The sequence below is a fragment of the Streptomyces pactum genome, from assembly GCF_016031615.1.
GTDB classification, from domain to species: domain Bacteria; phylum Actinomycetota; class Actinomycetes; order Streptomycetales; family Streptomycetaceae; genus Streptomyces; species Streptomyces pactus.
On the sequence record NZ_JACYXC010000001.1, the window covers coordinates 3,264,587 to 3,278,366 of the forward strand.

At 66.8% G+C, this 13,780-nt stretch carries 6 protein-coding genes and 3 rRNA genes; 6 read left to right on the forward strand and 3 right to left on the reverse strand.

All coding sequences use genetic code 11. The features are described 5' to 3' along the window. Positions 1–265: 265 nt before the first annotated feature. From IHE55_RS12910 to IHE55_RS31190, 6 genes are all read left to right on the forward strand, one after another. Entirely contained in the window at positions 266–1,159 is an 894-nt protein-coding gene (locus IHE55_RS12910; RefSeq protein WP_197989168.1) for a hypothetical protein, read from the forward strand. Further along, positions 1,149–2,468 carry a hypothetical protein gene (locus tag IHE55_RS12915; RefSeq protein ID WP_197989169.1) on the forward strand — a complete coding sequence of 440 codons (1,320 nt, stop codon included), beginning with the start codon at positions 1,149–1,151 and terminating at the stop codon, positions 2,466–2,468. The genes IHE55_RS12910 and IHE55_RS12915 overlap by 11 nt, the downstream gene beginning before the upstream one ends. Then, complete coding sequence (locus tag IHE55_RS12920; protein ID WP_197989170.1) at positions 2,465–4,024, forward strand: SCO6880 family protein; 1,560 nt, start codon at positions 2,465–2,467, stop codon at positions 4,022–4,024. Before IHE55_RS12915 ends, IHE55_RS12920 begins: the two co-directional genes overlap by 4 nt. Before the next feature lie 341 nt (positions 4,025–4,365). Beyond that, positions 4,366–5,805 carry an ATP-binding protein gene (locus tag IHE55_RS12925; RefSeq protein WP_232266273.1) on the forward strand — a complete coding sequence of 480 codons (1,440 nt, stop codon included), beginning with the start codon at positions 4,366–4,368 and terminating at the stop codon, positions 5,803–5,805. A 2-nt stretch (positions 5,806–5,807) separates the two neighbouring features. Beyond that, positions 5,808–6,782 (forward strand): hypothetical protein, encoded by a 975-nt coding sequence (locus IHE55_RS32645; RefSeq protein WP_307826638.1) that lies wholly within the window; start codon positions 5,808–5,810, stop codon positions 6,780–6,782. A 121-nt stretch (positions 6,783–6,903) separates the two neighbouring features. Then, entirely contained in the window at positions 6,904–7,770 is an 867-nt protein-coding gene (locus IHE55_RS31190) for a type IV secretory system conjugative DNA transfer family protein (RefSeq protein WP_372442665.1), read from the forward strand. Positions 7,771–8,210: 440 nt separating this feature from the next. Here IHE55_RS31190 and rrf read toward each other — a convergent pair. The 3 genes from rrf to IHE55_RS12945 all read right to left on the reverse strand — a co-directional run bounded on the left by rrf (position 8,211) and on the right by IHE55_RS12945 (position 13,339). Then, positions 8,211–8,327, reverse strand: a 5S ribosomal RNA gene (gene rrf / locus IHE55_RS12935). Between the two features lie 72 nt (positions 8,328–8,399). Then, positions 8,400–11,526: ribosomal RNA gene (locus tag IHE55_RS12940) — 23S ribosomal RNA — on the reverse strand. Between the two features lie 284 nt (positions 11,527–11,810). Beyond that, positions 11,811–13,339, reverse strand: a 16S ribosomal RNA gene (locus tag IHE55_RS12945). The 16S, 23S and 5S rRNA genes sit together here, the layout of an rRNA operon. Between the last annotated feature and the right edge of the window lie 441 nt (positions 13,340–13,780).

The window sequence follows — 13,780 nt, forward strand, 5'->3', positions numbered from 1 at the left end:
CTGCGGTCCCGCGCTCCCACCCGCTCTTCCCCGCCCGCCGCCGGGTCCCCCTGTCCCCCACACATCTCCTCCTCCGTTCCTCCCCGTGCCGTCCCCCTTGCGCCCCACTCCCCCACCGGTCCCGCTGCTGAGGTCGTGTCAGCTTGATGTGCACTCACACCACCGCGCCCGTTCCCCGGCCGGCGCCGCTACCGTCATATGAGGGCGGCACGACGGCGACCCCGGCGACAAGGCCGAACGACACAGCTGAAGGGACGTACCGGCGATGAGTCTCGGCGGCGACGACGGATACGGCGACGGCTACCGCGGCCAGGACCGGGCACGGGCCGACGACGGCGACACGCACCTCACCCGCACCCGCCTCCCCGAGGGCGACGGCGACCCCTACGGCGCCCCGCGCCGGTCCGGCCGCACCAAGCCGAGCCGGAACCTCATCACGGTGGTGAGCGTCGTCGTCCTGCTCATCGCGGCCATCGCCTTCGCCAACCGGGGCGACGGGGCCGGCGACGGCAAGAGCTCCGACGGCAGCTCCTCCGCCGAGGGCGGCGACGGCGGGGGCAAGCCCCAACCGACGGCCCCCACGGGCGTACGCCCGGTGGACGGCAAGAACGAGACCACGGGCATCGCCTCGGGCTTCGCGCAGACCGAACAGGGCGCCCAGAGCGCCGCGGCGAACTACGCGGTGGCACTGGGGTCGGCGGACATGTACAACAAGGAACTGCGGCACGAACTGGTGCCACAGCTCTTTACCGAAGGTTCCGTCCCGGGCTTCCAAAAGCGCTTCGACAAGGTCTACTCTTCCGAGATTCTGACCAAGATCGGCTTGGATGAGCATGGCCGAGCTCCCGAAGGCATGACCTACGTCTCACGCACAGCGCCCATCGGGACCAAGACGACGGAGTTCACGGGGACGGCCGCAACCGTTGAGACCTGGTGCACCGGCGTATTCGGGACAGCCGGAGAGGGCTCAAGGCGCCCGGTGACCAACGACTGGTTCACCATGACTTTCAAGCTTCGCTGGGAAAAAGGCGACTGGAAAGTCGAGTCATTCAGTCAGAAGAACGGGCCTGCCCCCGTCAACAGCGATCGTGCCGCCTCTACGGCAGAGGAGATCGTCAAGGCCGTGGAGCAGTATGGAGGGTTTACCTATGCCCGTTAAGGCTTCACCGGGTCGCGCGCGCCTGCTGGTCGCAGCCCTGGTTGCGGTTCAAACGGGGGCCGTGCTCCTGGCAACGTCCGCAGCGGCCGATCCGACTCCTACACCCAGCGAAAGCTCCAATCCCTGCGACATCGCTCATGGGGAAGCAAGGGAGGCATGCGAGAGGGGCATGACCGATGCCCCCGGCGGCTCCCCCGACCCCAGCAACCCCCTCGACCCCGCCGCCTCCCTCGCCCGCGGCTGTGCCGACGCCGCCGCCTGGCTCGTCGGCAAGGTCTCCAAGCTCGTCAAGGAGACCGCCGACGTGGACTTCACCAACGAGGCGTTCCTCCGCCAGTACGCCGTCGTCTTCGCCGCCTCCACCATCCTCACCCTCATCCTGTGGCTGCTGGCCGTCGCCAAGCGCGCCGTCCGCGGGGTGCCCTTCACCGAGGCGCTGTCCGAGGCGATCGGTTTCCTCTGGCTGACGGTGCTGGCCTCCGCCTTCACCCCGTTGATCCTCTACACGGTGGTGTCCGCCACGGACGCCGTCACCGATGTCATCGCCTCCGGCACCGGAGCGGACAACGACACGTTCTTCAGCTCCTTCTCCGCGGCCCTGAAGAAGGACGAGGACATCGGCGGCGGTCCGATCATGCTGATCGTGATCTCTCTGGTGACGATCCTGGCCGCCGGTGTGCTCTGCCTGGAGCTGGTCATCCGGGCCGCGCTGCTCTACGTCGGCGCGCTGCTCGGCACCGCCGTCTACGCCGGCCTGGTGGACAAGAACATGTGGGGCCACGTCCGCCGCTGGGCGGGCATCATGATCGCCGTGATCCTGGTCAAGCCGGTGATCGTGATAGTCCTCGCCCTCGCCGGGGCGCTGTCCGCCTCCGGCAACGAGCCGGACGCCTTCTCCGCCGTGGTCTCCGGGCTGTCGATCATCATCCTGGCGATCTTCGCCAGCGCGATGATCTACCGCTTCGTGCCCGGGTTCGGGGACGAGATCGTCAAGTCGCGCAGCGCCAGCGCCGACCCCGCCTCCCGCCAGGCCGCCGCGATCATCAGCTCCCCGGCCTCGATGGTGAAGCAGGGCATGGCCACCCACAGCGCCCGTGGCCCGGTCGCCGGCGGGGACGGCGGGGGCGGCGGCTCGTCCTCCGCGCCCAGGCCCGCCAACCCGGTCTCCGGCGGCGTGGCCGCGCACAGCACCCGGTCCGCCCCCACATCCCCGTCCGGCGGCGGGGGCGGCCCCAGCGCTCCGGCCACGCCCGCTCCCCGTACCCAGTCCAGCCCCACCAGCAACAATCCGGGAGGTGACCGGCGTTGACCACGGAGGCCCAGTCCCATCCCATCGCGCCCCGCCGGACCTATCTGATCGGCCGTGCCCGGCCCAACGCCGTCATCGGCAAGAACCGGGAGTCCGGCGAGATCGCGCTGGTCATCGCCGGCGCCTTCATCGGCATGATGTGCGGCCTGCTGGTGCCGGTGCTGACGCTGCGCATCGTCACCCTGGTCGGCTTCCCGACCCTCGCCCTCGCCGCGGTGTACGTCCCGTACAAGGGCCGGACGTTCTACAAGTGGTTCGAGATCAACCGCTCGTACAAGCGGCTCCAGCGGAAGGGCGCCACCTACCGGTCGGCCGCCGCCGAAGCCGGCACCCGGCTGGACGGACGGGAGGTGGAGATCGGCCCGCCGCCCGGCATCGGCCGGATCAACTGGCTCTCCGCCCCCTTCGGCCCGGACGAGATCGCGGTGCTGCTGCACGCCGACCGCCGCACCGTCACCGCCGCGATCGAGATCGAGGGCCCGGGCGTCGGACTCCGCGACTCCGAGGACCAGGAGGCGCTCGTCGAGCGCTTCGGGACGCTGCTCAAGCACGTGGCCAACGGCGACGGCTTCGTGACCCGGCTGCAGATGCTCGCCCGGACCCTGCCCGCCGACCCGGACGCGCACGCCAAGGACGTGGAGCGGCGCGGCGACCAGCAGGCGCCCGCCTGGCTGAAGGACTCCTACGACCAGCTGCTGTCCATGGTGTCCACCTCCTCCGAGCAGCACCGCGCCTACCTGGTCGCCTGCATGCACTACACCCGCGAGCTGGCCGCCGAGGCACAGGCCATCGCCCGCGCCGCCCGGCACACCGCCGGCGGCCGGAAGCTGGACAAGGACTCCGGCCTCGCCGTGGTGATGGCCCGCGAGCTGACCGACATCTGCGCCCGGCTCGCCGAGGCCGACATCCGGGTGCGACAGCCGCTGGGCCAGAGCCGGCTGGCGTCGCTCATCCACTCCATGTACGACCCGGACCACCCCATCGACCACATCCAGGCGATGAGCCGGCGCAACGCCTGGCCGGCCGAGCTGGACGCGATGGAGCCGACCTACCTCCAGGCCAAGACCCGCGAGTCCACCACCCGCGAGCCCTGGTGCCATGCCACCGCCTGGGTGAAGGAGTGGCCGATGACCCCGGTGGGCGTCAACTTCCTGGCGCCGCTGCTGGTCCACACCCCGGACGTGATCCGTACGGTCGCGGTCTGCATGGACCTGGAGCCCACCGAGGTGGCGATCGAACGCATGCTCACCGAGAAGACCAACGACGAGGCGGACGCCAGCCGGGCCGCCAAGATGAACCGCACCGTGGACCCCCGCGACATCGCCGCCCACGGCCGTCTGGACCAGCGCGGCGAGGACCTCGCCAGCGGCGCCGCGGGCGTCAACCTGGTCGGCTACATCACGGTCTCCTCCCGCTCCCCGGAGGCGCTCGCCCGGGACAAGCGCACCATCCGCGCCTCGGCCGGCAAGAGCTACCTCAAGCTGGAGTGGTGCGACCGGGAACACCACCGGGCGTTCGTGAACACCCTGCCGTTCGCGACCGGCATCCGCCGGTGACCCCGCCCCGGGACCGGCCGGCAGCCGCCCGGCACCGGCCACCCCACCGGCTCGGCCGTCACCGGTCACGCCACCGGCCGGACGGGCACCACCGGCCCGGCCCCCCGGGACCGTGACGACCGGCCCCGGGACCCGGCAGGCCGCGACGCACCGCGCGGGCTGCCGGCCCCGCCGGTTCCGGCAGCCCGGTCGGAACCGACCGACCGGGCGAGCCCGGTGGACCCGGCGGCCCGGGACGAACCGGCCGGCCGGCCTTGACCGCCGGCCCCGGCGGCCCGGCCACCCGGACGCAGGACGAGCAGAACGAGCAGGATGAGAGGGGCTTGGCAGTGGCCGATCCGATGGGCGCCGTCACCGACGCCTTCACCAGTTTTCTCTTCGGGAAGGTGGAGACGACCCGGCTGCCGGTCCGCACATCGACCGGACAGGCGCAGGCCGTCTACCTCCCCACCGCCGCGCCCGGCCTGGGCGACTCCGGCGTGATCATCGGGCGCGAGGTGTACTCCGGCAAGGGCTACATCTACGACCCCTTCCAGCTGTACGGCCAGCAGCTGCCGGCCCCGCACTGGCTGGTGCTCGGCGAGTCCGGCAACGGCAAGTCGGCGCTGGAGAAGACGTACGTCCTGCGCCAGCTGCGGTTCCGCGACCGCCAGGTGGTGGTGCTGGACGCCCAGGGCGAGGACGGGGTCGGCGAGTGGAACCTCATCGCCGAGGAGCTGGGGATCACCCCCATCCGGCTCGACCCGATGGCCGCGCTGGACGGCGGCATCCGGCTGAACCCGCTGGACCCGTCCATCACCACCACCGGACAGCTGGCCCTGCTGCGCACCATCATCGAGGTCGCCATGGGGCACGGGCTGGACGAGCGGGCCGGTTTCGCCCTGAAGGTGGCGCACGCCTTCGTCAACGAGACCATCACCGACCGGCAGCCGGTGCTCACCGACATCGTGGACCAGCTGCGCCACCCCGAGTCCCAGTCCGCCGCCTCCATGAACGTGGACATAGACGACGTACGGGCCTGGGGCCTGGACGTCGCGCTGGTGCTGGACCGGCTGGTCGACGGTGACCTGCGCGGCATGTTCGACGGGCCGACGACCGTGGGCATCGACCTGGACGCGCCGCTCATCGTCTTCGACCTCTCCCACATCGACCGGAACTCCATCGCCATGCCGATCCTCATGGCGATCGTCGGCGTGTGGCTGGAGCACACCTGGATCCGGCCGGACCGCAAGAAGCGCATCTTCCTCGTCGAAGAGGCCTGGCACATCATCAACAGCCCGTTCGTCGCCCAGCTCTTCCAGCGGCTGCTGAAGTTCGGACGCCGCCTGGGCCTGTCCTTCGTCGCGGTGGTGCACCACCTGTCCGACGTGGTGGACGGCGCGGCGGCACGGGAGGCCGCGGCCATCCTCAAGATGGCGTCCACCCGTACGGTCTACGCCCAGAAGGCGGACGAGGCCCGGGCCACCGGGCGGGTCCTGGGCCTGCCCCGTTGGGCCGTCGAGATCATCCCCACCCTGACCCCGGGCATCGCGGTCTGGGACGTGAACGGAAACGTGCAGGTGGTCAAGCACCTCATCACCGAGGCCGAACGCCCGCTGGTCTACACCGACCGGGCGATGACCGAGGACGCGATGGCCGCGGAACTCCGCCGGCGGGCGGAGACCGAGGCCGAGGAGCGCGCGGCCGCGGCGGTGGAGCAGCGGCTGGCGGAGGAGGCCGAGGAAGCGCCGTACGGCGGCCCCTCCTACGACGGATCGTCGTACGGCTCGACGGTGGCATGATCATGGCGCGGCATCCGGAGCGTGGCGGCAGCAGAGGCGGGACCGGCCGGGGGGCCGGCGGCGCGGGGCGCGGCGGTGACGACGGCGCCGGACCGCCGGAGGGTGGCGTCCCGGACGGTCTGCTCGTCGGTGTCATCGGCTTTCTGCTCGGTCTGACGCTGCTGGTGTGGACGGCCACCGGGCTCGCCGGGCTGTTCTCGCACGGGGCGTGGCCGGACGGGGTGAGCTTCATCCGCACCCCGCGGGCGCTGCGGCACCTGATCACCGATCCGCACGACCTGGCGACGGCCTGGCCGGACACCCCACCGGAGGAGCTCTCCGGCTACGGACTGTTCTGGGGCATCTTCATCAGCCAGCTGATGGTGCTCTTCGTGGTGCTGGTGTTCGCCATCGGCACCATCGCCCGGTACCGGATCGTCCGCGCCCAGCGCCGTGCGGAGGCCTCCGCACGTCCCGCCCGCGACCCCGGCGCCGACACCACCGGGACCTCCCCGGCGGCCGGCCGGGAGGCCGTGCCCCCGGCCGGTGACGCCCACCCCGCGCCGTGGGAGCAGGCCCCGGACGACGGTCCCGCCGGCACCGTGCCCCACCCGCGGCCCGCGGCGGGACACGGCGGCGCGCCGGCGGCAGCCGACCCGTACCGGACCCACGGCACCGGCCCGGTCACCGCCGGACCGACCGCCTTCGGCCCGGCCGGTGGTACGCCGCCGCTCCCCCGGCACCCCGGTCGGCGGCGCGCCTGCCGCGGGGTACCCGGCGCCGGGCGCGGCCCCCGGCCCCCACCTCCGCCCCGGCCCCCCGCGGTTCCCTGGGCCGCGCCCGTCTTCCCCACCGAAGCCGCTGCGTCCGCACCCCGCCCGGCCCGGTCCGGACGGGCCCGCCGTCCCCGGCCCGACGGCGCGACGGCCCCCCGCCGCGTTCCCCGGCCAGGCCACGGGCTCCGGCGCGCCGCTCCTCGGGGCCCCGCACGGCGGTGAGACGCCCGGGTGGACCGGCGGTCACCTCCCCGGTCCCCGCACCACGTCCTTCCCGTCCCCCGAACCGTCGCTGCCGCGCATCGTCTACGGCGCCCAGCGCGGTGACGCGGCGTTCCGCACCGTGACCGACGCGGAGGGCCCGATCCTGGTGGTCACCAGCGACCCGGAGCTGTGGGCCGCCACCAAGGACGGCCGGGCCAAGCTCGGACCGGTGCACGTCTACGATCCGACGCACCGGCTGGACACCCCGGCCCGGCTGCGGTGGAACCCCGCGGCGGGCTGCGAGGAGCGCGATGTGGCCGCCGCCCGGGCCACCGCGCTGCTCGCCCCGGTACGCCCCACGAACCCGCTGCAACGGCCCACCGCGGACGCCGCCGAGACCCTGCTGCGCTGCTGGCTGCACGCGGCGGCGGTCGACGGCCGGCCGTTCCGCCAGGTGCACCGCTGGGCGCAGGGCAACTCCGCCCATGAGCCGGTACGCATCCTCCGGACCCATCCGAAGGCGGCCGGCGGCGCCGCGGGCGAGCTGGAGGCGACCCTCACCGCCCACCCCGAACGGCGGGACCAGGCCCAGGAGCTGACCTCCCGGACGCTGGGCGCCCTGTCGTCCATCCACATCAGGGACGCCTGCAACCCGGGCCGGGCCGACGCGCTCGCGCTGGAGTCGTTCTTCGGCGAGGGCGGCACGCTGTACCTGGTGGGCGAGTCCATCGAGGACCCCCGGAACCAGCCGGGTGCGATGCCACTGCTGACGGCTCTCCTGGCCGGCGTGGTGGAGCGTGGCCGGCGCCTGGCCGAGCGGTCGTCCTCCGGCCGGCTCGACCCGCCCGTCACCCTGGTGCTCGACGACATCGCCGCGGTGGCCCCCATCCCGGCACTTCCCGACCTCATCGCCCAGGGGGCGGCGCAGGGCCTGCTGACGCTGGCCCTGATGCGCTCCCAGGAACAGGCCCGCAGCCGCTGGCCGAACCGCGCCCTGGTCCGCTGACCCGCGGGCCGGAGGACTGCCGATCGCCTTCCCTCTGTACGGGCCGGGCCCCGGCCCGTACATCCGTCTCCCAGGCCATCACGGCCTCCGCGGGCCCGGCTCTGCCGGGCCCGCCCCCCCTCTCCCGTTACGTGCAGCCGTCCCCGAGGGCCCAGGACCCATGACGCCTTGGAGATCGGCGGAGCGTACTCGTTGACCGTCGGGATTCTCCACCACCCGGAAGCCGGCCCCCACATCCGATTCCCCGATGCATCGCGCAGCCACCCCTCAAGGACTCACGGCATCCACCGCCGCCATGTCCGGCGTTCAGCAGCCGGCCGACGAGTACCTGACCGACGCACGGAGTCCGCCCCGCGAACCCCCGGGGGCTTCCGGAAAGGCCCCGGAAATACAAAAAGGCTCCGGTCGGGACCGAAGTCCCGACCGGAGCCAGAAAAATTGTTCGGCGGCGTCCTACTCTCCCACAGGGTCCCCCCTGCAGTACCATCGGCGCTGAAAGGCTTAGCTTCCGGGTTCGGAATGTAACCGGGCGTTCCCCTAACGCAATAACCACCGAAACACTATGAAGTTAACCAACCGGACACAACACGGTCGTTACTTCAGAACCAACACAGTGGACGCGAGCAACTGAGGACAAGCCCTCGGCCTATTAGTACCAGTCAACTCCACCGGTTACCCGGCTTCCATATCTGGCCTATCAACCCAGTCGTCTACTGGGAGCCTTACCCCATCAAGTGGGTGGGAGCCCTCATCTCGAAGCAGGCTTCCCGCTTAGATGCTTTCAGCGGTTATCCCTCCCGAACGTAGCCAACCAGCCATGCCCTTGGCAGAACAACTGGCACACCAGAGGTTCGTCCGTCCCGGTCCTCTCGTACTAGGGACAGCCCTTCTCAAGACTCCTACGCGCACAGCGGATAGGGACCGAACTGTCTCACGACGTTCTAAACCCAGCTCGCGTACCGCTTTAATGGGCGAACAGCCCAACCCTTGGGACCGACTCCAGCCCCAGGATGCGACGAGCCGACATCGAGGTGCCAAACCATCCCGTCGATATGGACTCTTGGGGAAGATCAGCCTGTTATCCCCGGGGTACCTTTTATCCGTTGAGCGACGGCGCTTCCACAAGCCACCGCCGGATCACTAGTCCCGACTTTCGTCCCTGCTCGACCCGTCGGTCTCACAGTCAAGCTCCCTTGTGCACTTACACTCAACACCTGATTGCCAACCAGGCTGAGGGAACCTTTGGGCGCCTCCGTTACCCTTTAGGAGGCAACCGCCCCAGTTAAACTACCCACCAGACACTGTCCCTGATCCGGATCACGGACCCAGGTTAGACATCCAGCACGACCAGAGTGGTATTTCAACGACGACTCCACACACACTGGCGTGCATGCTTCACAGTCTCCCACCTATCCTACACAAGCCGAACCGAACACCAATATCAAGCTATAGTAAAGGTCCCGGGGTCTTTCCGTCCTGCTGCGCGAAACGAGCATCTTTACTCGTAATGCAATTTCACCGGGCCTATGGTTGAGACAGTCGAGAAGTCGTTACGCCATTCGTGCAGGTCGGAACTTACCCGACAAGGAATTTCGCTACCTTAGGATGGTTATAGTTACCACCGCCGTTTACTGGCGCTTAAGTTCTCAGCTTCGCCTGGTCGAAACCAAGCTAACCGGTCCCCTTAACGTTCCAGCACCGGGCAGGCGTCAGTCCGTATACATCGCCTTACGGCTTCGCACGGACCTGTGTTTTTAGTAAACAGTCGCTTCTCGCTGGTCTCTGCGGCCACCCCCAGCTCACCGAGTAAATCGGATCACCAGAAATGGCCCCCCTTCTCCCGAAGTTACGGGGGCATTTTGCCGAGTTCCTTAACCATAGTTCACCCGAACGCCTCGGTATTCTCTACCTGACCACCTGAGTCGGTTTAGGGTACGGGCCGCCATGAAACTCGCTAGAGGCTTTTCTCGACAGCATAGGATCATCCACTTCACCACAATCGGCTCGGCATCAGGTCTCACCCTCATATGAGAGACGGATTTGCCTATCTCTCGGGCTACACCCTTACCCCGGGACAACCACCGCCCGGGCTGGACTACCTTCCTGCGTCACCCCATCACTCACCTACTACAAGTCTGGGTCATCGGCTCCACCACTCCGAGATCACCCGAAGGATCACCCGGCGGCTTCACGGACTTAGCATCGCTCGCCTCGATGTTTGGCGCTTCAAAGCGGGTACCGGAATATCAACCGGTTGTCCATCGACTACGCCTGTCGGCCTCGCCTTAGGTCCCGACTTACCCTGGGCAGATCAGCTTGACCCAGGAACCCTTAGTCAATCGGCGCACACGTTTCTCACGTGTGAATCGCTACTCATGCCTGCATTCTCACTCGTGAACCGTCCACAACTACCTTCCGGTGCTGCTTCACCCGGCACACGACGCTCCCCTACCCATCACAGTCCCCGTTGGGGGTATGTACTGCAATGACACGACTTCGGCGGTACGCTTGAGCCCCGCTACATTGTCGGCGCGGAATCACTTGACCAGTGAGCTATTACGCACTCTTTCAAGGGTGGCTGCTTCTAAGCCAACCTCCTGGTTGTCTCTGCGACTCCACATCCTTTCCCACTTAGCGTACGCTTAGGGGCCTTAGTCGATGCTCTGGGCTGTTTCCCTCTCGACCATGGAGCTTATCCCCCACAGTCTCACTGCCGCGCTCTCACTTACCGGCATTCGGAGTTTGGCTAAGGTCAGTAACCCGGTAGGGCCCATCGCCTATCCAGTGCTCTACCTCCGGCAAGAAACACACGACGCTGCACCTAAATGCATTTCGGGGAGAACCAGCTATCACGGAGTTTGATTGGCCTTTCACCCCTAACCACAGGTCATCCCCCAGGTTTTCAACCCTGGTGGGTTCGGTCCTCCACGAAGTCTTACCTCCGCTTCAACCTGCCCATGGCTAGATCACTCCGCTTCGGGTCTTGAGCGTGCTACTCAACCGCCCTATTCGGACTCGCTTTCGCTACGGCTTCCCCACACGGGTTAACCTCGCAACACACCGCAAACTCGCAGGCTCATTCTTCAAAAGGCACGCAGTCACGACACACCGAGCAAGCTCGATGTGCGACGCTCCCACGGCTTGTAGGCACACGGTTTCAGGTACTATTTCACTCCGCTCCCGCGGTACTTTTCACCATTCCCTCACGGTACTATCCGCTATCGGTCACCAGGGAATATTTAGGCTTAGCGGGTGGTCCCGCCAGATTCACACGGGATTTCTCGGGCCCCGTGCTACTTGGGAGATGAGCAAGCAAGCCACCACGATTTCAGCTACGGGGGTCTTACCCTCTACGCCGGGCCTTTCGCATGCCCTTCGCCTATCGCAATGGTTTCTGACTCGCCCAGCCGCCGGCAGACGACTGAAGCTCATTCCCACAACCCCCTGAGCGCAACCCCTGCCGGGTATCACACACTCAAGGTTTAGCCTCATCCAGTTTCGCTCGCCACTACTCCCGGAATCACGGTTGTTTTCTCTTCCTGCGGGTACTGAGATGTTTCACTTCCCCGCGTTCCCTCCACACTGCCTATGTGTTCAGCAGCGGGTGACAGCCCATGACGACTGCCGGGTTTCCCCATTCGGACACCCCCGGATCACAGCTCGGTTGACAGCTCCCCGGGGCCTATCGCGGCCTCCCACGTCCTTCATCGGTTCCTGGTGCCAAGGCATCCACCGTGCGCCCTTAAAAACTTGGCCACAGATGCTCGCGTCCACTGTGCAGTTCTCAAGCAACGACCAGCCACCCATCACCCCCACACCACGTGCGGAGTTCACCGGGGCCGGCGTACCGAAGACACCAGCCTCACGGCCGTGCCCTCAGACACCCAACAGCGTGCCCGGCCCACTCCCTCACCCGTCCTGCGTTCCACGCCGAAGCAGTACTAGCAGAAACAAGATCCAGAGTGCGCCGAATAGTCAACGTTCCACCCATGAGCTAACCGTGCGAGACATTCGCTCGCAGTCGGCCATGTGCTCCTTAGAAAGGAGGTGATCCAGCCGCACCTTCCGGTACGGCTACCTTGTTACGACTTCGTCCCAATCGCCAGTCCCACCTTCGACGACTCCCTCCCACAAGGGGTTGGGCCACCGGCTTCGGGTGTTACCGACTTTCGTGACGTGACGGGCGGTGTGTACAAGGCCCGGGAACGTATTCACCGCAGCAATGCTGATCTGCGATTACTAGCGACTCCGACTTCATGGGGTCGAGTTGCAGACCCCAATCCGAACTGAGACCGGCTTTTTGAGATTCGCTCCACCTCACGGTATCGCAGCTCTTTGTACCGGCCATTGTAGCACGTGTGCAGCCCAAGACATAAGGGGCATGATGACTTGACGTCGTCCCCACCTTCCTCCGAGTTGACCCCGGCAGTCTCCTGTGAGTCCCCATCACCCCGAAAGGCATGCTGGCAACACAGAACAAGGGTTGCGCTCGTTGCGGGACTTAACCCAACATCTCACGACACGAGCTGACGACAGCCATGCACCACCTGTACACCGACCACAAGGGGGGCACCATCTCTGGCGCTTTCCGATGTATGTCAAGCCTTGGTAAGGTTCTTCGCGTTGCGTCGAATTAAGCCACATGCTCCGCCGCTTGTGCGGGCCCCCGTCAATTCCTTTGAGTTTTAGCCTTGCGGCCGTACTCCCCAGGCGGGGAACTTAATGCGTTAGCTGCGGCACGGACAACGTGGAATGTCGCCCACACCTAGTTCCCAACGTTTACGGCGTGGACTACCAGGGTATCTAATCCTGTTCGCTCCCCACGCTTTCGCTCCTCAGCGTCAGTATCGGCCCAGAGATCCGCCTTCGCCACCGGTGTTCCTCCTGATATCTGCGCATTTCACCGCTACACCAGGAATTCCGATCTCCCCTACCGAACTCTAGCCTGCCCGTATCGAATGCAGACCCGGGGTTAAGCCCCGGGCTTTCACATCCGACGTGACAAGCCGCCTACGAGCTCTTTACGCCCAATAATTCCGGACAACGCTCGCGCCCTACGTATTACCGCGGCTGCTGGCACGTAGTTAGCCGGCGCTTCTTCTGCAGGTACCGTCACTTTCGCTTCTTCCCTGCTGAAAGAGGTTTACAACCCGAAGGCCGTCATCCCTCACGCGGCGTCGCTGCATCAGGCTTTCGCCCATTGTGCAATATTCCCCACTGCTGCCTCCCGTAGGAGTCTGGGCCGTGTCTCAGTCCCAGTGTGGCCGGTCGCCCTCTCAGGCCGGCTACCCGTCGTCGCCTTGGTAGGCCATTACCCCACCAACAAGCTGATAGGCCGCGGGCTCATCCTGCACCGCCGGAGCTTTCCACGCGCAGACCATGCGGTCACGCGTCATATCCGGTATTAGACCCCGTTTCCAGGGCTTGTCCCAGAGTGCAGGGCAGATTGCCCACGTGTTACTCACCCGTTCGCCACTAATCCCCCACCGAAGCGGGTTCATCGTTCGACTTGCATGTGTTAAGCACGCCGCCAGCGTTCGTCCTGAGCCAGGATCAAACTCTCCGTGAATGCTTCCCCGTACTCGGGGCATCACTCGCGTTGAGCGGAACCGTCAGGAGGAATAGTCCCGACGGTTCACAGCGTCCTCGCTGTGTGTTTCTTCAAAGGAACCTCGACTCCCGGCCATTCACCGGCCCGGAGACGGGGTATCAACATATCTGGCGTTGACTTTTGGCACGCTGTTGAGTTCTCAAGGAACGGACGCTTCCTTCGTACTCACCCTCTCGGGCTTTCCTCCGGGCGCTTCCCTTCGGTGTTTCCAACCTTACCAGATCCGTTTTCCGTTCCGTTCCCGGTTCGGATTTCTTTTCCGGTCCCCGTTGGAGGGGGTTTGTTTCGCGCCTTCCGGCGTGATCACTACTTTAGCGGATTTCCCCGCCGGCTCCTAATCGAGCCTTTCGGTCCGAATTCCGGCATGCCGAAATTGATCCCGATCGGGGGCCGTGCAGT

Excerpts from the sequence above, each read along its gene's own strand:
- IHE55_RS12910 (WP_197989168.1), top strand. The coding sequence starts at position 266 with ATGAGTCTCGGCGGCGACGACGGATACGGCGACGGCTACCGCGGCCAG.
- IHE55_RS12915 (WP_197989169.1), top strand. The coding sequence starts at position 1,149 with ATGCCCGTTAAGGCTTCACCGGGTCGCGCGCGCCTGCTGGTCGCAGCC.
- IHE55_RS12925 (WP_232266273.1), top strand. The coding sequence starts at position 4,366 with ATGGGCGCCGTCACCGACGCCTTCACCAGTTTTCTCTTCGGGAAGGTG.
- IHE55_RS32645 (WP_307826638.1), top strand. The coding sequence starts at position 5,808 with ATGGCGCGGCATCCGGAGCGTGGCGGCAGCAGAGGCGGGACCGGCCGG.